Source organism: Streptomyces spiroverticillatus, assembly GCA_014650415.1.
GTDB lineage: Bacteria > Actinomycetota > Actinomycetes > Streptomycetales > Streptomycetaceae > Streptomyces > Streptomyces spiroverticillatus.
Genome location: BMUX01000001.1, coordinates 616,249 through 637,051 on the forward strand (window position 1 = coordinate 616,249; position 20,803 = coordinate 637,051).

A 20,803-nucleotide genomic window follows, 5' to 3' on the forward strand; every position below is an offset into this window, starting at 1 on the left:
CCATTGTCCCCCACGCGCGGACCGCCAACACCCCCGGGGCGCAACGGACAACCGCCGCACCCCGCACCCGCTCTCCCGTACGGACCTCCCGTACGGATATCCCGTCAGATACCCGTACGGAATCCGCCCGGACCCGGGCCCCACCCCCTACAGCGGCACGATGTCCGGCGCGCCCAGCCGGGCCGCGTCGGCCGTGAGGTCGTCGGGCTGGCGCTGCGACTCGCGTTCCGCCTCCACCCGCTTCTGGTAGTGCTCCACCTCCCTCTCCACCTGCCCCTTGTCCCACCCCAGCACCGGCGCCATCAGCTCCGCGCACTCCAGCGCGCTGAGCGTGCCCCGGTCGAAGGTCTCGATGGAGATCCGGGTGCGCCGGGTCAGCACGTCGTCCAGGTGCCGGGCCCCTTCGTGCGAGGCGGCGTAGACGACCTCCGCCCGCAGGTAGTCGTCGGCGTTCGCCAGCGGCTCGCCCAGGCCCGGATCGGCGGCGATCAGCTCCAGCACCTCCTCGGCCAGGGACCCGTACCGGTTGAGCAGGTGCTCGACGCGCACCACGTGCAGCCCGGTGCGGGCGGCGATCCTGGCCCGCGCGTTCCACATCGCCTTGTAGCCCTCGGCCCCGGCCAGCGGGACGTCCTCGGTGACGCACTCCGCGACCCGCACGTCCAGCGCGTGCACGGCCTCGTCGACGGCGTCCTTGGCCATCACCCGGTACGTCGTGTACTTGCCGCCCGCGACCACCACCAGCCCCGGCACCGGGTGGGCGACCGTGTGCTCCCGGGAGAGCTTGCTGGTGGCGTCCGACTCACCGGCCAGCAGCGGCCGCAGGCCGGCGTACACGCCCTGGACGTCGTCGCGCGTCAACGGGACGGCGAGCACCGAATTCACGTGTTCCAGCAGATAGTCGATATCGGCGCTGGAAGCCGCCGGATGCGCTTTGTCCAGATCCCAATCGGTGTCCGTCGTTCCGACAATCCAGTGCCTTCCCCACGGAATGACGAAAAGGACCGATTTCTCGGTGCGCAAAATCAATCCGGTCGAGGAATGAATTCGGTCTTTCGGGACGACCAAATGAATTCCCTTGGAGGCGCGGACGTGAAACTGTCCGCGTTCCCCGATGAGCGCCTGGGTGTCGTCGGTCCACACCCCGGTCGCGTTCACCACCTGCTTGGCGCGGATCTCGTACTCGCCCTGCGCCTCCACGTCCTGCACCCGCACCCCGACGACCCGCTCACCCTCGCGCAGGAAGCCGATCACCCGGGCCCGGTTGGCGACGTGCGCCCCGTAGGCGGCGGCGGTGCGCACCAGGGTCGCGACATACCGGGCGTCGTCCATCTGCGCGTCGTAATACTGGAGCGCACCCGTCAGCGCGTCCTTCTTCAACGCCGGTGCCACCCGCAGCGCGTGCCGCCGCGTCAGGTGACGGTGCATCGGCAGCCCGCGCCCGTGCCCCGACGACACCGACATCGCGTCGTAGAGCGCCACGCCCGAGCCCGCGTACCACCGCTCCCAGCCCTTGTGCTGGAGCGGGTAAAGGAAGGGCACCGGCTTCACCAGGTGCGGCGCGAGCCGCTCAAGCAGCAGGCCCCGCTCCTTGAGCGCTTCCCGTACGAGCGCGAAGTCGAGCATCTCCAGATAGCGCAGGCCGCCGTGGATCAGCTTGCTGGAGCGGCTGGAGGTGCCCGAGGCCCAGTCGCGGGCCTCGACCAGACCGGTGGAAAGCCCCCGGGTCACGGCGTCCAGCGCCGTACCCGCACCGACCACGCCCGCGCCCACCACCAGCACGTCCAGTTCCCGCTCGGCCATCGCGGCGAGCGCCTGCTCACGCTCGTCCGGTCCCAGTGTCGCTGTCCTCACTGCTGCCTCCCGTTGGTGCGGTTGGTGCGGTGCTCCCGTACCGGTACGAGCCGGGTCGCACACCGATTCTCGCCGCAGCCCGCCGCTTCAGCCACTGCCTGTGGACAACGGTGGACGGACCCGACTCGCAAATCCCCCATCACGGTCATATTTACGCCTAGTCTGACATTTCTTCGGCTCGAACTGTCCACAGGGGTTGCGCACCGCCCCGATGCCCGTTAAGGGCTCCCCCTGCGGACTCAAGGGAAGGACGGCTCACGCCATGCCCGCAGATCTCGCCGTCATCGGACTCGGTCACCTCGGTCTCCCTCTCGCCCAGGCCGCCGTCGCCGCCGGCATCGCCACCATCGGTTACGACACCGACCCCCGCGCCGTCGCCGAGCTCGCGGCGGGCCGCCCGCCGGTCGAGGGCTCGCTCTCCGCCGCCGAGATCCGCCGGATGCTCGCCCGGGGATTTCGCCCCACCACCGACCCCGCCGAGCTGGGCCGGGTCCGTACCGCCGTGATCTGCGCCCCCACCCGGATCGGCCCCGACCGCACCCTCGACCTGTCCGCCGTCGAGGCCGCCGCCCGCACGCTCGCCGCCCGGCTGCGCCCGCACACCACCGTGCTGCTGGAATCCGCCGCCTACCCCGGCGCCACCGAAGAATTCCTGCGCCCCCTCCTGGAGCAGGGCTCCGGGCTGCGGGCCGGCCGCGACTTCCACCTCGCCCACTCCCCCAGCCGCCTGGACCCCGGCAACCGCAGCCACGACTACGCCCACACCCCCAAGGTGATCGGCGGCCTCACCCCCGCCTGCACCGAGTCCGCCGCCGCCTTCTACGGCCGCCTCACCGACAAGGTGGTCCGCGCCCGGGGCCCCCGCGAGGCCGAGACCGTGTCCGTACTCGAAACCAACTACCGGCACGTGAACATCGCCTTCGCCAACGAGATGGCCGTCCTCTGCCACGACCTCGGCGTCGACCTCTGGGACGTCATCCGCTGCGCCGAGACCAAGCCCTACGGCTTCCAGGCCTTCCGCCCCGGGCCCGGCGTCGGCGGCCACAGCCTCCCCCTCGACCCCAACTACCTCTCGTACAACAGCCGCACCCCCGGCCACCCCCTGCGCATGGTCGGCCTCGCGCAGGAGATCAACGGACGGATGCCCGCGTACGTCATCCAGCGCTGCGCCACCCTCCTCAACGAGCACGGCAAGTCCGCGCGCGGCGCCCGCGTCCTGCTGCTCGGCGTCTCCTACAAGCCCGACCTCGCCGACCAGGAGAACTCCCCCGCCCCCGAAATCGCCTCCCGGCTGCGCGACATGGGCGCCCACCTCACCTACCACGACCCGCACGTCCCGCACTGGCGCGTGCGCGACGTCCCGGTGCCGCGCGCGGACTCCCTGTACGAGGCGGCCGCGGCGGCGGACCTGACGATCCTGCTCCAGAACCACCGCACGTACGACCTCCAGGGCCTGGCCGTGAAGGCCCAACTCCTCCTGGACACCCGGGGCGCGAGCCCGGCGGGCGCGGCGCACCGGCTCTAGAGCCCCCGCCGCCCACCCGCCCCCACCTGCAAAATCCTGTGCAAGCCTGCAAGAAAGAACTTGCCTTTACACTCCCTTCACAACCTATGATCCGCCGGTGTCTCCTGCCCCGCCGTCCTCACGGCCCCAGTTCGACCCGCTGGTCGTCTTCCCCCCGCTCGCCCGCGCCCGTCATCTGGCGGGCTCCCGGGACTGGCCCGGCCTGGTCCGGTACTTCGCCGCGCTCGACCACCCGGACGAGGTGGCCGCCGCCTGCCGGACCGTGGGCGACACCGTGGGCAGCGAAACGTTCCTGCGGCAGGTGGCCGACCAGTACCCCGGCGAGCCGCTGCCCCGCGTACTGCTGGCGGACCGGCTGATCACCAAGGGCTGGGACATCCGCACCGGGGCCCGCGCCCAGCACGTGACGCGGTCTCAGTTCGACCAGTTCCACGCCCACTTGCGGCAGGCCGAACAGCTCCTCATCCAGGTGTGCGCCGAGCAGCCCGCGTACGCCCTCGCCTGGTACCTGCGCACCATCACCGCCCGCGGCCTGTCGCTCGGCCAGAGCGAGGCCCGCCGCCGCTACGACCGGCTCGCCGCCCACCACCCGCACCACTTCCCGGCGCAGCGCCAGCTGTTGCAGCAGCTCTGCCCCAAGTGGAGCGGCTCCTGGGAGGCCGCGCACGCCTTCGCCGAGTCCTGCGCCCAGGCCGCACCGCCCGGCAGCCAGAGCCCCGCCCTCGTCGCCGAGGTCCACTTCGAGCACTGGTCGGACCTGGACGGCAGCGAGGCGACCGCCTACCTGCGCCGCCCCGACGTCCGCGACTCGCTGCTGAACGCCGCCGCCAAGTCCGTGCTGCACCCCGCCTTCCGGCCCGGTTTCCACGGCATCAGCGCGCACACCTACTTCGCGTTCGCGCACTCCGTCGCGGGCCGCCACGCCGAGGCCGCCCCGCACTTCCGCGCGCTCGGCAACTGCGCCGACGAGCACCCGTGGCTGTTCCTCCCCGGCCAGGACGCCGCCGCCGCGTTCACCAAGCACCGCAAGTCCGCGCTCGGGAGAGGCTGACCATGACGTACGACGTCCCCCTGTACGAGGGGCCCGCGCACTACCCGGCCCCCGCCGCCCCCGCGTTCACCGCTCCCCCTCACGTCGCCGAACACCCCGACGGCATCCGCCTGATGGAGGTCCAGGGGATACGGGTCCTGCTCGCCCCGCGACCGGGCCCGGTGTCCGCCGGCCTCTTCTTCCGGGTGGGCCGCGCCGACGAGACCCTCGCCACCGCCGGTCTCACCCACCTCGTCGAACACCTCGCCCTGCACCGCCACGGCGTGAGCGACCTGCACTACAACGGCGCCACCGCCGCCACCTACACCCACTTCCACGTCGACGGCGACCTCACCGACGTCGCCTCCTACCTCAACGGCGTCTGCGCCGCCCTGCGCGACCTCCCGCTGGAACGCCTGGAGACCGAGCGCGAGATCCTGCGCACCGAGGCCGCCCACCGGGGCCACGGCGCGAACCACCAGATGCCGCTGTGGCGTTACGGCGCCCGCGGCCACGGCCTGCTCAGCTACCCCGAGCACGGCCTGTGGCACCTGGGCCCCGACCACGTACGCCACTGGGCGCAGACCCGCTTCACGCGCGAGAACGCCGTCCTGTGGATCACCAGCGACACCCTCCCGCCGGGCCTGGACCTCACCCTCCCCTCCGGCCCGCCGCACCCCATGCCGCAGGTCCACTCCGCGCTGCCGCAGACCCCCGCGTACTTCGGGGGCGATTCCGGCGTCGTCGTCATGGACGCGGTCGTACGACGCTCCACCGCGGCCGGTATCTTCGCCGACGTGCTGGGCCGCGTCCTCTACCGGGACCTGCGCCAGGAGGGCGGCTACTCGTACACGGCGACCGCCGACTACTCCCCGCGCGACGCAGACTTCGCCACCATCACCGCCCTCGCGGACGCCCTGCCGCAGAAGCAGGACGCCGTGCTCGGCGGCTTCGTCGACGTCCTGGCCCGGCTGCGCGCCGGCCGCATCGAGCAGGCCGACCTGGACGCCGTACGGACCGCGAAGCTGCGGCAGTTCGAGACCCCGGACCTGACGGCGGCCATGCTGCCCGCGCACGCGCTGTCCCTGCTCACCGGCCACCGCCGCGCCTCCGTCGCGGAACTCACCGCCGAACTGCACGCCACCACCCTCGCCGACCTGCACGCCGTCGCCCAGGAGGTGTCCGCGCAGGCGCTCCTCCAAGTGCCCACCAGGGGCGCCGACTGGGCGGGCTTCACCGAGGCCCCGCAGCAGTCCGCCGAGATCGTCACCGGCCGCCGCTTCACCTCGCACGAGAGCGACGAGGTCGCGCTGATCATCCACCCGCAGGCCGTCACGCTGACCGCCCCGGGCAACGCGGTGACGGTCAAGTACGCCGAGTGCGCCGCCATGCTGGTACGCCCCGACGGCGCCCGGCACCTCACCGGCTTCGACGGCTTCAGCGTCTCCATCGAGCCGACCCTCTTCCCGGTCACCGCCGCCGACCTCGCCGTCATCGACGCGGGGGTGTCGCCGTACGCGGTGGTGCCGATGCCGACCCGCGACCCGAAGGACATCCCCAAGCCGGGCCCGAAGCAGAAGTCGAAGCGCCCGCCCCGCGAGCCCCGCAAGCGCTCCCTGTGGACCTGGGTGTTCTGGACGCTCGTGGTGCTGGCCTCGGCGTGGGGGCTGGTCGGCATCGCGGGCGTCGTGGGCATCGCCTCGGAGGCGCACACCGACGAGTCGTGGTCCCGCGACCTGGGCCGGTGGATCCGCCTCTTCGGCATCATCGAGTTCGGTCTCGTGGCACTGGCGGTACGGGTGCGTCGCAAGCTCCGCAAGGAATGACCCCGTAATCCCCATCCCGACTGTCGGTACCGACTGCTACCGTCAGCCCGCACAACCGAACTTACGTGCGCCTTACGCGCACGCGCTCCCAGGGGGGAACCGCCCATGTCCTACTCCGCTCCGCCGCCCCAGCAGCCCGGCGGCAACCCGTACGGCCAGGCACCCGGCCCGTACGGCCAGCCGCAGCAGCCGAACCAGTTCCCGCAGGGCCAGTTCCCCGGCCAGCAGCCGCAGGGCGGCCAGTTCGGCGGCGGCTTCGGCGGCGGCTACCCGCAGCCCCCGGTGCGCCGGGGCAACGTGGGCCTGGGCCTGCTGGCCGGTCTCGGGGTGGCGCTGGTGGGAGCCGTCGTCTACGGCCTGATCCTCGGCAAGGCCGACTTCCAGATCGGCTGGCTCACCTTCGGCATCGGCTTCGCCACCGGCCTGGTCGCGGCGAAGCTCGGCGGACGCAACCCGCTGGTCATCGTCGCGAGCGTGGTCATCTCGCTGTTCGCGGTGTACGTGGGTCAGATACTGGGCATCGCCATCGCCGTCTCCGACAGCCAGGGGCTCGATCTGATGAGCGTCCTGACGAAGAACTTCGCCCAGCTCAACGAGCTGTTCAAGCTGGTCCTGGACGAGAAGCCGATTCAGTTCCTCTTCTTCGGGCTCGGCGGTGTCGGCGCGTTCGCAGGCGCCAAGAAGGCCTCGTGACCAGCGCCAACCTCTTCCTCCTGATCCTGGGCCTGGCCGCCCTCGCCTGCGGCGTCTGGATCGCGCTCACCGCGCCGGCCCGCGCACGCCAGGCGCTGCAGAACGCGGAACTGCGCGCCTCCGCCCAGTTCGAGATGGTGACCGCGCCGAGCCCCTTTCAGACGCCCACCACCTTCCGTGTCCTGGGCTCCGTCGTCGCAGCCGGCGGCGCCCTGCTCGCCCTCCTCGGCACGCTGACCTGACCCCGGCCGTCACACACGAGTGGCCCGGCACCCCCACCAGGGGGCGCCGGGCCACTCACGTACGTACGAGCGAACGCACGCGGAAGAACCTCAGCGGCGGTGCTGCGAGTCCGCGACCGTGACCTCGACGCGCTGGAACTCCTTCAGCTCGCTGTAGCCGGTGGTGGCCATCGAGCGGCGGAGCGCGCCGAACATGTTCATCGAGCCGTCCGGCACGCGCGAGGGACCGGTGAGGATCTCCTCGGTGGTGCCGACCACGCCCAGGTTCATGCGCTTGCCGCGCGGCACGTCCTCGTGGACGGCCTCCATGCCCCAGTGGTGGCCCTGGCCGGGCGCGTCCGTGGCACGGGCCAGCGGGGAGCCCATCATCACAGCGTCGGCGCCGCACGCGACGGCCTTCGGGATGTCGCCGGACCAGCCGACACCGCCGTCGGCGATGACGTGCACGTACCGGCCGCCGGACTCGTCCATGTAGTCGCGGCGCGCGGCGGCGACGTCCGCCACGGCGGTCGCCATCGGGACCTGGATGCCCAGCACGTTGCGGGTGGTGTGCGCGGCGCCGCCGCCGAAGCCCACCAGCACACCGGCAGCGCCGGTACGCATCAGGTGCAGGGCCGCGGTGTACGTGGCGCAGCCGCCGACGATGACCGGAACGTCCAGCTCGTAGATGAACTGCTTCAGGTTGAGCGGCTCGGCGGCACCGGAGACGTGCTCGGCCGAGACGGTCGTACCGCGGATGACGAAGATGTCGACACCGGCGTCCACGACGGCCTTGGAGAATTCGGCCGTACGCTGCGGAGACAGCGCGGCGGCGGTGACCACACCCGCGTCGCGCACCTCCTTGATGCGCTTGCCGATCAGCTCCGCCTTGATGGGCTCGGCGTAGATCTCCTGGAGGCGGCGGGTGGCGGCGCTCTCGTCGTTCAGCTCGCGGATCTCGGCGAGCAGCGGCTCCGGGTCCTCGTACCGCGTCCACAGGCCTTCGAGGTTCAGGACGCCGAGGCCGCCCATCTCGCCGATGCGGATGGCGGTCTCGGGCGAGACGACCGAGTCCATCGGAGCCGCCAGGAACGGCAGCTCGAAACGATAGGCGTCGATCTGCCAGGCGATCGAGACCTCCTTCGGGTCCCGCGTACGCCGGCTCGGCACGATGGCGATGTCGTCGAACGCGTACGCCCTGCGGCCGCGCTTGCCGCGCCCGATCTCGATCTCAGTCACGTTGTGTGGCCTTTCCCTCTTGGTCTGCCGTTCCAGTATCCCCGACACGCAGCGAAGGGGCGGTCCCGGTGATTCCGGGACCGCCCCAAGCGCGCGTCGTGACTACTTACGGCTGTAGTTCGGCGCCTCGACCGTCATCTGGATGTCGTGCGGGTGGCTCTCCTTGAGACCCGCCGACGTGATCCGGACGAAGCGACCGTTGTCCTGAAGCTCGGGGACCGTACGCCCGCCGACGTAGAACATCGACTGGCGCAGACCGCCGACGAGCTGGTGCACGACCGCCGAGACCGGGCCCCGGTAGGGCACCTGGCCCTCGATGCCCTCGGGCACGAGCTTGTCGTCGGTGCGCACGCCCTCCTGGAAGTAGCGGTCCTTGGAGTACGACTTGTTCTCGCCGCGCGTCTGCATGGCGCCCAGCGAGCCCATGCCGCGGTACGACTTGAACTGCTTGCCGTTGATGAAGAGCAGCTCGCCCGGCGACTCCTCGCAGCCCGCGAGCAGCGAGCCCAGCATCACCGTGTCAGCGCCGGCGACGAGCGCCTTGGCGATGTCGCCGGAGTACTGGAGGCCGCCGTCGCCGATGACCGGGACGCCCGCGGCCTTGGCGGCCAGCGAGGCCTCGTAGATCGCCGTGACCTGCGGGACGCCGATACCGGCCACGACACGGGTCGTACAGATGGAGCCGGGGCCCACACCGACCTTGATGCCGTCGACACCGGCGTCGATGAGCGCCTGGGCGCCGTCACGGGTGGCGATGTTGCCGCCGATGACGTCGATGCCCGAGGTGTTCGACTTGATCTTGGCGACCATGTCGCCGACCAGCTTGGAGTGACCGTGCGCGGTGTCCACGACGATGAAGTCGACACCGGCCTCGGCCAGCGCCTGCGCGCGCTCGAAGGCGTCGCCCGCGACACCGACGGCCGCACCGACGAGGAGGCGGCCCTCGGCGTCCTTCGCGGCGTTCGGGTACTTCTCGGCCTTGACGAAGTCCTTGACCGTGATGAGGCCCTTGAGGATGCCCGCGTCGTCGACCAGCGGCAGCTTCTCGATCTTGTGGCGGCGCAGCAGCTCCACCGCGTCGACGCTGGAGATGCCGACCTTGCCGGTGACCAGCGGCATCGGCGTCATGACCTCGCGCACCTGACGGCTGCGGTCGGTCTCGAAGGCCATGTCGCGGTTGGTGACGATGCCGAGCAGCTTGCCCGCCTGGTCGGTGACCGGGACACCGCTGATGCGGAACTTCGCGCAGAGCTGGTCGGCCTCGGCGAGCGTGGCGTCCGGGTGCACGGTGATCGGGTCGGTGACCATGCCGGACTCGGAGCGCTTCACCAGGTCGACCTGGTTGGCCTGGTCGGCGATGGAGAGGTTGCGGTGCAGGACGCCGACGCCGCCCTGGCGGGCCATCGCGATGGCCATCCGGGACTCGGTGACCTTGTCCATGGCGGCGGACAGCAGGGGGATGTTCACCCGTACGTTCCGCGAGATCAGCGAGGAGGTGTCGATCTGGTCGGGAGCCATGTCGGACGCGCCCGGCAGCAGCAGCACATCGTCGTAGGTCAGCCCGAGCGTCGCGAATTTCTCCGGCACTCCATCGACGTTCGCAGTCATGACACCTTCCCAAATGGTCTTGCCCGGCGCGGATGTCCATGCTAACGGGAACCTGACGTGTCGGATTCCACGATCATGACAAGCGGCCGAGTTTGTACGTTTCTCCTGCGCACGGGCATGCGGATGCGGTACGCGGCAGGGCGGGGTCGAGCTCCCGGAGGCGGGGGGGGCGCCTACTGCTCGGCGAGGGCGCGGAGTCGGCTCAGCGCCCTGTGCTGTGCAACGCGCACGGCCCCCGGAGACATTCCGAGCTTCTGCCCGGTCTCCTCGGCGGTCAGCCCGACCGCGACCCGCAGCACGAGCAGCTCGCGCTGGTGCTCGGGCAGGTTGGCCAGCAGTTTCTTGGCCCAGGCGGCGTCGCTGCTGAGCAGCGCCCGCTCCTCGGGGCCCAGCGAGTCGTCGGGCCGCTCCGGCATCTCGTCGGAGGGCACCGCGGTCGACCCGGGGTGGCGCATCGCGGCGCGCTGGAGGTCGGCGACCTTGTGCCCGGCGATGGCGAAGACGAAGGCTTCGAAGGGGCGCCCGGTGTCGCGGTAGCGGGGCAGTGCCATCAGCACCGCGACGCACACCTCCTGCGCCAGGTCCTCCACGAAGTGACGAGCGTCACCGGGCAGCCGGGACAGCCGTGACCTGCAATAACGCAGGGCGAGAGGGTGGACGTGCGCGAGGAGGTCGTGGGTGGCCTGCTCGTCGCCCTCGACGGCTCGGTGCACGAGCGCACCGATGGCACTCTGGGCCGCCACCGCCTCGTCGTCGCGCATCGGACCATGGTGCCTTGACGTTCCGGCATCCGCGCCGCCGCGCCCGTAGTTGTGCACTGAAGCGTTATGAGCAGGTACGCCAGGACTCATCTCCCGCGCCCTCCCCTTCCGCTCGACCGACCCGTTCCCGAGGAACCCCATCCCTCAAGGATGCGGCATCGGCCGCCGAACCGGGATCGGGCGTCCTGCACCCCGCCCGCGCAAGGGCGGGCGGGGGACCATCTCACGCGTACAACCGGGTCCTAGCGGACCAGACCCCAGCGGAAACCGAGCGCCACCGCGTGCGCCCGGTCCGAGGCACCGAGCTTCTTGAACAGGCGCCGGGCGTGCGTCTTGACCGTGTCCTCGGAGAGGAAGAGCTCGCGGCCGATCTCGGCGTTGGACCGGCCGTGGCTCATCCCCTCCAGAACCTGGATCTCGCGGGCGGTGAGCGTCGGGGCGGCGCCCATCTCGGCGGACCGCAGCCTGCGCGGGGCGAGCCGCCAGGTCGGGTCGGCCAGTGCCTGCGTGACCGTCGCGCGCAGCTCGGCGCGGGACGCGTCCTTGTGCAGATAGCCGCGGGCGCCGGCGGCGACCGCGAGGGCGACGCCGTCGAGGTCCTCCGCGACCGTCAGCATGATGATGCGGGCGCCGGGGTCGGCGGACAGCAGTCGACGGACGGTCTCCACGCCACCCAGACCGGGCATGCGTACGTCCATCAGAATCAGGTCCGAACGGTCGGCGCCCCAGCGGCGGAGGACTTCCTCGCCGTTGGCCGCCGTCGTCACGCGCTCGACGCCGGGCACGGTCGCGACCGCGCGGCGGAGCGCCTCTCGGGCAAGCGGGGAGTCGTCGCAGACGAGGACGGATGTCATGACAGTCGCCCTCCGCTCCTGCCGCTCCGGCAGCTGATGCGCGTCACCTTGGGCCTCCAGGCTGAATACAAGTCGTCACCTGTGCGGTTGACGCTCTCGGACACCTGCCCGATCGCTCTTTCCTTCAACCGCCTCAGCCCACTCAACGACGGTCACTCGAAAGAGTTACGGCCCGAGAATCGGGCTCTCACAGGGCCGGTGCCCCATTTAGTCGGTTTTCTTCCCTTTTGCTGGTGTCTGTGGCTAGATTCGCAATGAGTCATATTTACATCTACTCACACCGTAGATGTCAGAAGATGTGATGATCTCGGTCATCGTTCCGCCTCAGCACAGATGCTCAGCACAGACGCAAGGGGACAACCAATGGCAGATTTCTCCCGCCTTCCCGGACCCAACGCCGACCTGTGGGACTGGCAGCTCCTGGCCGCCTGCCGCGGCGTCGACAGCTCCCTCTTCTTCCACCCGGAGGGCGAGCGCGGGGCCGCGCGGAGCGCACGTGAGAACTCGGCGAAGGAGGTCTGCATGAGGTGCCCGGTGCGGGCGCAGTGCGCGGCGCACGCACTCCAGGTCCGCGAGCCGTACGGAGTGTGGGGCGGCCTCACCGAGGACGAGCGCGAGGAGCTGATGGGCCGCGCGAGACACCGTCTGGTGCCGGGCGGCGCAGCGGCGGCCGCGAAGAAGCAGGCACCGGCGAAGACCCCGGCGCGGACCCCCGTGAAGGGCGGCGGCATGGAGCACGCGCGCCGCGTCACCCTGGTGAAGTAATCGGTCGTTCAAACCCAAGCAGGAACGTTTCTGCACGGTGTCCACCCGCATGGGCCCGCCCAAGCGGCGGACAGCCGGTCAGCGGGACGGGGCCGGACCTTCGGGTCCGGCCCCCGGCCGTTGGGGGGTGACGGCCCGATTTCTCGTACGAACGGACCGGCTCAGCGGGAAGCGGCCAGCGCGAGCTGGTCGAGGGTGGCGGAGACCGCCGGGACCTGGGCGAGGTCGGGCAGGGTGAGCGCGACGATCTCGCGCTGCACGGCGGGCTCCACCGTCACCGTCCGCACCCCTGTCGGGCGTACGGTCTCCACCGCCAGCTCCGGCAGCACGGCCACCCCGAGGCCCGCGCCGACCAGGCCGATCACGGCCGGGGAGTCGTCGGTGGCGAAGTCGATGCGGGGTGCGAAGCCGGCGCTCTCGCAGACCTCGACGAGCTGGCGGCGGCAGCGCGGGCAGCCCGCGATCCAGGGCTCCTCGGCGAACTCCCCGATGTCCACGGTCCCGGCTTCCGCGAGCCGGTGCCCCTCGGGGACCAGGCCGATCAGTCGGTCGGTGAGCAGGGGACGTACGACCAGGTCCGTCCAGTCCTCGGTGGCGCCGCCGGGCCCGTAGCGGAAGGCGAGGGCCACGTCGCAGTCGCCCTCGCGGAGCATCTCCACCGAGCGCGGCGGCTCCGCGTCGACCAGCGAGACCCGGGTGCCGGGGTGGGCGGCGCGCAGGGCGGCGAGGGCGGTGGGGACCAGGGTGGAGCTGCCGGAGGGGAAGGAGACCAGGCGTACGCGTCCGGCGCGCAGGCCCGCGATGGCGGCGACCTCCTCCTCGGCGGCGGTGAGCCCGGCGAGGATGCCCGCCGCGTGCCGCACCAGGGCCTCGCCCGCCTGGGTCAGGCGCATTTCGCGGCCGGTGCGGATGAGCAGCGGAGTGCCCGCCGACTGTTCCAGGGCCTTCATCTGCTGGCTGACCGCGGGCTGGGTGCAGCCGAGTTCGCGTGCGGCGGCGGAGAAGGACCCGGTGGAGGCGACTGCGCGCAGGACGCGGAGGTGGCGGGCTTCGATCATGCATCGAGCATAAGTCGGACTTGGGGAGGATTGCGAATTGTTGCGGGTGACTTTGAGGCGGGCACGGCTGGCGTGACCGGCGAAGCAGGGCAGGACCGCCTGATTGCTGGGTGAAGTCCCCCAGTGGGGGTCGGGGGCGGGTCCGGGGCGGGTGCGGGCTCGCCCCCGATGCCTGGGGGCGGGGGTCGGCGCGAGGGTCTTGGCATGTCCCGGTTCAAGCGCGTCCTCATCGTTCTCGGCTCGGTCGCAGCCGTGTTCCTCGCCGCCGTCGGCGGTCTGTTCGCCTGGCAGTGGACGGGGGCCGAGGTGAGCACGGTCGGTCAGGTGCGGTTCAGCAAGGAACTGAAAGTGCCGCCGCTCGCGCCGTCGACCGTCGAGAAGGACGGGACCCGGGTGTTCTCGCTGCGGATGCAGGCGGGGACGACGGAGTTCGAGAAGGGGGTACGGACGCCGACCTGGGGATTCAACGGCTCGTACCTGGGGCCGACGCTGCGGGCGAAGCGCGGCGAGAAGGTGCGGGTGAAGGTCGAGAACACGCTGCCCGAGGCGTCCAGCGTGCACTGGCACGGCATGCACCTGCCCGCGAAGATGGACGGCGGCCCGCACCAGGAGGTCGCCCCCGGCAGGACCTGGACTCCGTACTGGAAGATCGACCAGCCCGCCGCGACGCTCTGGTACCACCCGCACCCGCACGGGAAGACCGAGACGCACGTGCAGCGGGGGCTGGCGGGGATGTTCCTGGTGGACGACGACCGCAGCGCGTCGCTGAAGCTGCCGAAGCGGTACGGGGTGGACGACCTGCCGGTGGCCGTGCAGGACGTGGAGTTCGACGGGGCGAACCTCGACCACGGGCGGCGGAGCTTCCTCCAGAACACCGGGTTCCTGGGCTCGCGGACCATGGTCAACGGCACGCTGGACCCGTACAAGGAGGTCGGCGACGAGCTCGTACGGCTGCGGCTGCTGAACGCGTCGACGGCGCGGATCTACGACTTCGGGTTCGGCGACGACCGTGCGTTCGCGCTGGTCGCGACGGACGGCGGGCTGCTGGAACGGCCCGAGACGCTGAAGCGGGTGCAGCTGTCGCCCGGGGAGCGGGCGGAGGTCGTGGTGCGGATGCGGGCCGGGGAGAAGGTCGTGCTGAGGAGTTTCCCGCAGAGCAATTACGGGGGCGGGTTCGAGCAGCGGTTCGCGGGTGGGGACGACTCCTTCGACGTACTGGAGCTGCGGGCGGCGCCCACGCTGCGGAAGGCGCCGGAACTTCCCTCTGTCATGGGCGACTTGGAAGTGCCGCAGGAGAAGGATGCGGTGCGCGGGCGGTACTTCGGGCTGCGGATGTCGGGGATCAACGGCCGGAAGATGGACATGCGGCACATCGACGAGACGGTCACGCGAGGCACGGCGGAGGTGTGGACCGTACGCAACGAGGACGGCGTCCCGCACAACTTCCACGTCCACGACGTGCAGTTCCGGGTGCTGTCGGTGGACGGGAAGGCGCCGACGGGGATGCTGCGCGGGGCGAAGGACACGGTGTTCGTGCCGGGCGGGTCGACGGTGAAGCTGGCGATGCGGTTCGACGGGCCGGCCGATCCGGACACTCCGTACATGTACCACTGTCATCTGCTGTATCACGAGGACCGGGGAATGATGGGGCAGTTCGTCGTCGTGGAGAAGGGGCAGCGGGCAGGGACTGTGGCGGGCGGGGCGCATGCGGGGCACTGACGGCGGGCGGAGGGGCGCACTCGGGGCACTACCGTGGGGCGCATGACGACTGCACTGATCACGGGCGCGACCGCAGGCATCGGCTCCGCCTTCGCGCGGCGACTGGCCTCCGACGGGCACAACCTGGTGTTGGTGGCACGCAACACCGAGCGCCTCCAGAAGCAGGCGACGGAGCTGCACGACAAGCACGCCGTGGAGGTCGAGGTGCTGACCGCCGACCTCTCCACGGAGGAGGGCATCGCGGCCGTCGAGGCCCGGCTCGCGGACCGTACGCACCCGGTGGACCTGCTGGTCAACAACGCCGGGTTCGGCAACAAGGGCGAGTTCCTGGAAGTCCCGATGGCCGACGAGCTGACCATGCTGAAGGTGCACTGCGAGGCGGTGCTGCGGCTGACGTCGGAGGCGGTGAAGGGGATGAAGGAGCGCGGGCGCGGCGGAGTCGTGAACGTCGCCTCGGTCGCCGCCTTCGTGCCGCGGGGCACGTACGGGGCGAGCAAGGCGTGGGTGGTGCAGTTCACCCAGGGCGCGGCGAAGGACCTGGCCGGGAGCGGGGTGCGGCTGATGGCGCTGTGCCCGGGCTTCGTACGGACGGAGTTCCACGAGCGGGCCGGGATGGGGACCGACAACATCCCGTCCTGGATGTGGCTGGACGCGGACAAGCTCGTCGCGGAGGCGCTGAAGGACATGGCGCGCGGCAAGTCGCTGTCGATCCCCGACCCGCGCTACAAGGCGCTGATGGGTGTGGTGAAGGTGGCGCCGCGCGGGCTGCTCGGCGGCATTACGTCGAAGACGGGGCGGAAGTACGGGCCGAAGTAGGCGGGTTCATCTACTACGGGAGTCGGCTACCGGATGCCGGGGCCCGCGTACGCGCCCAGGTTGGGCGGTGTGCCGGGCTTCAGGCGGTTGCCGAAGTAGTCCTTGCCGCCGTTGTCGGGGATCTCGACTCCGGCGGCGAGGGCGGGCGAGCCCTTGGCGAGGCGGAAGTCGGGGCGGACCCGGGGGTCGGTGGTGAGGCCGCCGGGGTTGGGGCGGGTCATCGGGACGCCGTGGAAGGCGTTGTGGTCGAAGGTGAGACCGGCGGTCGGGTTCTTGAAGGCGTAGCCGCCGGTGCCGATGCCGACGAAGACGTTGTTGCGGAACGTCAGTTCGTGCTGGGTGGTGTCCGGCTTGGTGGCGTCGTCCTGGACCAGGTAGGTGGGGACCTTCGCGCGGTTGACGAAGGTGTTGTTGTAGATCCGGGTGCCCAGGATGGGGCCCCAGCAGTTCTGCACGAGGCGTTCGCCGTCGTTGACGGAGACGTTGTAGCGGACGGTGGTGTCGACGGTCTTCGCGCCGCTGTACGGGCAGATCAGCAGGAAGCCGCCCAGGTTGTCGTGGCTGTAGTTGTACTGGAAGACCGTGCGCTGCGAGGCGCCGTCGGCGTCGAAGGACATGCCGTCGCGGGTGCCGCCGCCCCCGGAGACCTCGTTGTACTGGACGAGGGTGTCGTCCGTGTTGAAGGTCCACAGGCCCGCGTTGGCCTCCTTGGAGCGGAGCTGGAAGCCGTCGATGCGGTTGTGCTCGACGACGGCTCCGGCGGTGGTGTCCACCTTGATCCCGTCGCCTGCCAGGGACTTCAGGGTGTTGCGGTGGATGTGCACGCGGGTGGAGGGGGTCCACTCGCCGGGGTAGGCGGCGGGGTCCTGCTGCTGGCCGACCAGGTCGCGCTTGGAGAAGGTCGACTTGAAGTAGATGCCCTCGCGGTCGACGTCCTCGATGCGGTTGTGGTGGATGTTCAGGCCGTCGTACTTGCTGGCCTTCGCGGTGCCCTCGACGGCGATGTGGATGCCGCTGGAGCCGGTGAGCTTCTTGGCGTCGCCGCCGCGTACGTCGTGGATGTGGAGGTCGGCCAGCTCGAAGCCGCGGGCGGTGCCGTAGTCGGTGAGGCGCAGGCGGACGCCGTTGCGCTCGGTATTGGTGTTGGGGATGGTCGCGTTGGTGATTTCGAGGCGGGTGAGCTTGATGTGCTCGGTGTTGCTGAGGAGTACGACGTCATGGACGCCGTTCCCGGCGAGCTTGGCCCGGCTCTTGGCGTTGCCGTAGTCGGAGATGACGAAGGGGCGGGCGGCGGACCCGGCTCCCCGGGGCTCCAGGGAGCCTTCGCAGGTGGCACCGCGCCGGAAGAGCAGCTGGTCGCCGGGGCCGAAGGTGTGGGCGTTGGCTTCGGCGAGGGTGGTCCAGGGGCGGGCGCGGGTGCCGTCGCCGGGGGTGGTGGGGGCGCCGCAGTCGACGTAGTGGGAGTGGCCGGTGGGGGCCGCCTGGGCGGGGGACGGGAGGAGGGCGGCGAGGGCGGCGGCCGAGGCGGCGACGGCGAGGGCGAGGGGCGGGCGGGGGCTGCGGGGTGTGCGGGGGTCAAGGGGTGTGCGGGGGTCAAGGGTGGTGCGGGATCGGGATCTCACTGTGGGGTTCCTCCGGGTCGAGGCGGAGCAGGACGGTGGGGCCGTTCTGCCAGGTCAGGTGGATGTCGAAGCCGTGGGCCTCGGTCGTACGGACCTGGACGTCTGCGAGGGAAGCGGCCGGGGCCGGGTCGGGCTCGGCGGTGAGGGAGGCGAGGGCGACGAAGAGGGAACTTCCCTCCTCGCCCGTTCGTCCTTGGAGTACGGCGGCGCGGGCGGACGGGCCGAACGGGGTCGGACCGACGGGGAGTTGGGGCTCCCCAGGGGCGCCCGCGCCGTAACCGTGGACGGGGTCGAGCTGGGCGGTGGGCCCTTGTGGGGTGACGGCCCAGCCGGTCTGGCGGACCGGGGTGCCCGGCGGTGCGCCCGTGACCAGGTGTGCGCGGAGTTCGCCGCGGCCGTGGGCGGCGGTGACGGACAGGACGCGGATGCCGGGGGCGGGGGTGTGCGTGGAGGACGCCCAGCCGGGGCCGTGGGCGGCGGGGGCGGCGGGGCCGCGGGAGGTGTGGGCGTTGTCCAGGTCCAGGGAGAAGTGGTTGTCGGGGATCTCGTGGGAGGGGCCGGTGCGGGTGGAGTAGGCGAAGCGGGCGTAGAGGGGGTCGTCCTCGGGGCCGACGTGGTTGCTGCCGTGGTTGTGCAGGCGGACCAGGCCGTCGGCGGCGGTGGTCTGGACGAGGAGGTTCGGCGGGGCGGCGAGGGTGACGGCGTCGACGGTCTCGGCGGGGAGGGGTTCCTCGGGGGCGGTCCAGACGGGGTGGTCGGCGGGGAGGAGCAGGCCGAGGAAGCCCTTGGAGGCCCAGTAGGGGGAGGCGGGTCCCGAGTACGTCTGGATCAGGGGCGGGTACGGGCCGTACCAGCCCAGCGACAGCAGGCCCCGGCCGTCGGTCGCGCCCCGGTCGGTGAAGTGGCGCAGGGCGCCGGAGGCGAGGCGGCGGGTGGCGCCGGGGGTCAGCGGGGTGTGGCCGGTGAGCGCGCCGAGCCAGGGGGCGGCGGCTGCGGCGAAGCGGTAGGTGAGGGAGCGGCCGAAGGGGATCGGCGCACCGGTGGTGTCGAAGAGGCGGGTGTAGGTGTCGAGTTGGGCGTGCAGGCGGGGGCCGTAGCGGTCGAGGAGGGCCTTGTCGCCACAGAGGTGGGCGTGCAGGACGGGGTAGAAGTGCAGGGCCCAGGCGTTGTAGTGGTCGAAGGAGCGGTTGGGGCCGTCGCTGTACCAGCCGTCGCCGAGGTACCAGTCCTCGATGCGGGCGAGGGCGGTGTCGATGGTCTGCTGCGCGCGGTCGGTCTCGATGCCGGCGTCCTGGAGGAAACCGGCGACGGTGAGGCCGAAGAGCCACCAGTTGTTGTTGACCGGGGACGGGCCGAGGGCGGGCCGCAGCCAGTCCACGACGCGCTGCTGGGTGGTGTCGTCGAGGGTGTCCCAGAGCCAGGGCCGGGTCAGGCGCAGGGAGAGGGCGACGGAGGCGGACTCGACGACGGCCTGGCGGATGTCGGCGGGGCGCGGCCAGGACTCGGGGTCGGCGGGGTTCAACTCAGTTTCCGAGGTGGGGTGTTGGGTGCCTGCCGCGAGCCCTTCGGCGTACCGGGCGAGGTGGCCGTGGGGGTCGTCGCCGTGGGCGCCCGCGACCCGGAGGGCGGCGAGGAGGAACGTACGGGCGTAGCCTTCGAGGCCGTCGGAGCGGGGGCCGGAGACGCTGGGGCGGGGGCCCGGGAGGTGGATCAGGGCGTGGCGCGGGGTGCTGTACGGGCGTACCGCGAGGAGGAGTTCGTCGGCCGTGCGCTCCCAGTGGGCGCGGGTCCAGCCGGTGTACGGGCTCAGCTCACGGTTCTCGGGCGGCGGCGTGGGCATGGGGCTCCCCTGGGGCGGTGCGACAGCGGCGGCGTTGCCGGGAATCATCAACTTCCGCTGATCGAAGGTCAATGGATCGCGGTCGAATGATCGAAACTTGCGTCGTTCGATCAGCCGGGCTGGTCTAGTCTCGGACCGAGTGACCACACCTTCCAGGGGGATGCCGCCGTGCGCGAGAGTGCCGCAGAACGTCATGACCGAATGCTGGAGCTGGTCCGCCGGCACGGCACCGCACGGGTCTCCGACCTGGCCGGGCTGCTGGGGGTCTCCCCCGTGACCGCCCGCCGGGACGCGGAGGCGCTGGCGGCGAAGGGGCTGCTGGAGCGGGTGCACGGGTCGGTGTCATGGCCGGCCGCCGCGTCCGTGCCCGGGCAGCGGCCCCAGGGGCTGGTGCTCGGGCTGCTCGCGCCGTCGGCGACGTACTACTTCGCGGAGGTGATCCGCGGTGCGCACGAGGCGGCGGCGAAGGCCGGGGCCCGGCTGATCCTGCGCATCTCCGACTACCGCCCCGAGGAGGACCGGGCCCGGGTGGAGGGCCTGCTCGCGGCCGGTGCGCAGGGGCTGTTGGTCGCGCCCGGGTGGCGGCGGCCCGAGGACCCGCAGGAGTACGGGGAGTGGGTGGCCCGGCTGCCCGTTCCGGCCGTGCTGCTCGAACGGCAGCCCGCGCCCGGGTCGCCGCTGGACGGGCTCGACCGGGTCTGCTCGGACCATGCGTACGGGGCGCTGCTGGCCGTACGTCACCTGGTGGGCCTCGGTCACGGGGCGCCGGTGCTGGTGGCGCGGGCGGACAGCCCGACGGCCCTGTCGGTGCGGGCCGGGTACACGGCGGCGCTGGGGTCGCTGGGGCTCGCGGCGCCCCGGGCGGCGATCGACTCCGTACCGGCGGAGCTGGATCCGGAGGGTTTCGAAGCTGCCGTACGGGACCTGGGTGCGGCGGTGGCGCAGGGGGCGACGGCGGCGCTGGTGCACAACGACGTGGACGCGATCCAGGTGGTGCAGCGGCTCGCGGAGCTGGGGGTGCGGGTGCCCGAGGACCTGGCGGTGGTGGCGTACGACGACGAGGTGGCGGCGCTCGCGGACACCCCGCTGACGGCGGTGGCCCCGCCGAAGCGCGAAGTGGGGCGGCACGCGGCGGAGTTGCTGCTGGAGCGGCTGGGCGACGGCGACTCCTCGCGCCGCCATCTGGCGCTGCTGCCGAGGCTGCGGGTGCGGGCGTCGTGCGGGGCGGCCGGGGAGACGGTGGGGGCGTCCGGGACGAAGGAGGCGGCGGGGTCTGCGGGGACGTCCGGGGCCGCATCCGTATGAGCTAGTTTCGATCATTCGATCAATCGCTCTTGACTTCGTTCAGGGCTGGTTCAAGGATCGCGGCCAA

17 protein-coding genes are annotated in these 20,803 nt (G+C 71.5%); 9 read left to right on the top strand and 8 right to left on the bottom strand.

Translation table 11 applies throughout. The features are described from left to right. Positions 1-147: 147 nt before the first annotated feature. Entirely contained in the window at positions 148-1,854 is a 1,707-nt protein-coding gene (locus tag IE269_RS02800; protein WP_189821046.1) for a glycerol-3-phosphate dehydrogenase/oxidase, read from the bottom strand. Positions 1,855-2,116: 262 nt separating this feature from the next. On the opposite strand from IE269_RS02800, the gene IE269_RS02805 reads away from it, so the two are divergent. From IE269_RS02805 to IE269_RS02825, 5 genes are all read left to right on the top strand, one after another. Next, positions 2,117-3,379 carry a nucleotide sugar dehydrogenase gene (locus tag IE269_RS02805; protein ID WP_189821047.1) on the top strand — a complete coding sequence of 421 codons (1,263 nt, stop codon included), beginning with the start codon at positions 2,117-2,119 and terminating at the stop codon, positions 3,377-3,379. 97 nt (positions 3,380-3,476) lie between these two features. Next, positions 3,477-4,430, top strand: a complete 954-nt coding sequence (locus tag IE269_RS02810; RefSeq protein WP_189821048.1) for a tetratricopeptide repeat protein — start codon at positions 3,477-3,479, stop codon at positions 4,428-4,430. A 2-nt stretch (positions 4,431-4,432) separates the two neighbouring features. After that, complete coding sequence (locus IE269_RS02815) at positions 4,433-6,235, top strand: M16 family metallopeptidase (RefSeq protein WP_229897468.1); 1,803 nt, start codon at positions 4,433-4,435, stop codon at positions 6,233-6,235. 105 nt (positions 6,236-6,340) lie between these two features. Next, complete coding sequence (locus tag IE269_RS02820; protein ID WP_189821049.1) at positions 6,341-6,928, top strand: hypothetical protein; 588 nt, start codon at positions 6,341-6,343, stop codon at positions 6,926-6,928. Continuing rightward, entirely contained in the window at positions 6,925-7,170 is a 246-nt protein-coding gene (locus tag IE269_RS02825) for a hypothetical protein (protein WP_189821050.1), read from the top strand. The genes IE269_RS02820 and IE269_RS02825 overlap by 4 nt, the downstream gene beginning before the upstream one ends. 90 nt (positions 7,171-7,260) lie before the next feature. Here IE269_RS02825 and IE269_RS02830 read toward each other — a convergent pair whose 3' ends face one another. The 4 genes from IE269_RS02830 to IE269_RS02845 all read right to left on the bottom strand — a co-directional run bounded on the left by IE269_RS02830 (position 7,261) and on the right by IE269_RS02845 (position 11,611). Continuing rightward, positions 7,261-8,388, bottom strand: a complete 1,128-nt coding sequence (locus tag IE269_RS02830) for a GuaB3 family IMP dehydrogenase-related protein (RefSeq protein ID WP_189821051.1) — start codon at positions 8,386-8,388, stop codon at positions 7,261-7,263. A 102-nt stretch (positions 8,389-8,490) separates the two neighbouring features. Beyond that, entirely contained in the window at positions 8,491-9,996 is a 1,506-nt protein-coding gene (gene guaB / locus IE269_RS02835; protein WP_189821052.1) for an IMP dehydrogenase, read from the bottom strand. Between the two features lie 173 nt (positions 9,997-10,169). Then, a complete protein-coding gene (locus IE269_RS02840; RefSeq protein ID WP_308436931.1) occupies positions 10,170-10,757 on the bottom strand; it encodes a sigma-70 family RNA polymerase sigma factor in 588 nt (195 codons plus the stop codon). A 242-nt stretch (positions 10,758-10,999) separates the two neighbouring features. Then, positions 11,000-11,611: a response regulator transcription factor gene (locus IE269_RS02845; protein ID WP_003948568.1), complete on the bottom strand. Its 612-nt coding sequence runs from the start codon at positions 11,609-11,611 to the stop codon at positions 11,000-11,002. Between the two features lie 363 nt (positions 11,612-11,974). On the opposite strand from IE269_RS02845, the gene IE269_RS02850 reads away from it, so the two are divergent. Further along, the gene (locus IE269_RS02850; protein WP_189821054.1) at positions 11,975-12,376 is read left to right on the top strand and encodes a WhiB family transcriptional regulator; all 402 of its coding nucleotides are present in this window, start codon (positions 11,975-11,977) and stop codon (positions 12,374-12,376) included. A gap of 161 nt (positions 12,377-12,537) precedes the next feature. Here IE269_RS02850 and IE269_RS02855 read toward each other — a convergent pair whose 3' ends face one another. Next, the gene (locus IE269_RS02855) at positions 12,538-13,434 is read right to left on the bottom strand and encodes a LysR family transcriptional regulator (RefSeq protein WP_189821055.1); all 897 of its coding nucleotides are present in this window, start codon (positions 13,432-13,434) and stop codon (positions 12,538-12,540) included. Positions 13,435-13,638: 204 nt separating this feature from the next. On the opposite strand from IE269_RS02855, the gene IE269_RS02860 reads away from it, so the two are divergent. Next, positions 13,639-15,153 (top strand): multicopper oxidase family protein, encoded by a 1,515-nt coding sequence (locus IE269_RS02860; protein WP_189821056.1) that lies wholly within the window; start codon positions 13,639-13,641, stop codon positions 15,151-15,153. A gap of 42 nt (positions 15,154-15,195) precedes the next feature. Continuing rightward, on the top strand, positions 15,196-15,969 hold the full coding sequence (locus IE269_RS02865; protein WP_189821057.1) for an SDR family NAD(P)-dependent oxidoreductase: 774 nt from the start codon (positions 15,196-15,198) through the stop codon (positions 15,967-15,969). A gap of 26 nt (positions 15,970-15,995) precedes the next feature. On the opposite strand, the gene IE269_RS02870 is transcribed toward IE269_RS02865, so the two are convergent. Together IE269_RS02870 and IE269_RS02875 are read right to left on the bottom strand one after the other, a co-directional pair. Then, positions 15,996-17,591 carry a right-handed parallel beta-helix repeat-containing protein gene (locus tag IE269_RS02870; protein ID WP_189821058.1) on the bottom strand — a complete coding sequence of 532 codons (1,596 nt, stop codon included), beginning with the start codon at positions 17,589-17,591 and terminating at the stop codon, positions 15,996-15,998. After that, a complete protein-coding gene (locus IE269_RS02875; protein ID WP_189821059.1) occupies positions 17,563-19,431 on the bottom strand; it encodes a DUF2264 domain-containing protein in 1,869 nt (622 codons plus the stop codon). The genes IE269_RS02870 and IE269_RS02875 overlap by 29 nt, the downstream gene beginning before the upstream one ends. Positions 19,432-19,599: 168 nt before the next feature. On the opposite strand from IE269_RS02875, the gene IE269_RS02880 reads away from it, so the two are divergent. Beyond that, a complete protein-coding gene (locus IE269_RS02880; RefSeq protein WP_189821060.1) occupies positions 19,600-20,736 on the top strand; it encodes a substrate-binding domain-containing protein in 1,137 nt (378 codons plus the stop codon). Positions 20,737-20,803 lie beyond the last annotated feature (67 nt).

Coding starts and splice junctions, on each gene's coding strand:
- IE269_RS02805 (WP_189821047.1), top strand. CDS start 2,117: ATGCCCGCAGATCTCGCCGTCATCGGACTCGGTCACCTCGGTCTCCCT.
- IE269_RS02815 (WP_229897468.1), top strand. CDS start 4,433: ATGACGTACGACGTCCCCCTGTACGAGGGGCCCGCGCACTACCCGGCC.
- IE269_RS02820 (WP_189821049.1), top strand. CDS start 6,341: ATGTCCTACTCCGCTCCGCCGCCCCAGCAGCCCGGCGGCAACCCGTAC.
- guaB (WP_189821052.1), bottom strand. CDS start 9,996: ATGACTGCGAACGTCGATGGAGTGCCGGAGAAATTCGCGACGCTCGGG.
- IE269_RS02840 (WP_308436931.1), bottom strand. CDS start 10,757: ATGCGCGACGACGAGGCGGTGGCGGCCCAGAGTGCCATCGGTGCGCTC.
- IE269_RS02845 (WP_003948568.1), bottom strand. CDS start 11,611: ATGACATCCGTCCTCGTCTGCGACGACTCCCCGCTTGCCCGAGAGGCG.
- IE269_RS02850 (WP_189821054.1), top strand. CDS start 11,975: ATGGCAGATTTCTCCCGCCTTCCCGGACCCAACGCCGACCTGTGGGAC.
- IE269_RS02855 (WP_189821055.1), bottom strand. CDS start 13,434: ATGATCGAAGCCCGCCACCTCCGCGTCCTGCGCGCAGTCGCCTCCACC.
- IE269_RS02860 (WP_189821056.1), top strand. CDS start 13,639: ATGTCCCGGTTCAAGCGCGTCCTCATCGTTCTCGGCTCGGTCGCAGCC.
- IE269_RS02865 (WP_189821057.1), top strand. CDS start 15,196: ATGACGACTGCACTGATCACGGGCGCGACCGCAGGCATCGGCTCCGCC.
- IE269_RS02875 (WP_189821059.1), bottom strand. CDS start 19,431: ATGCCCACGCCGCCGCCCGAGAACCGTGAGCTGAGCCCGTACACCGGC.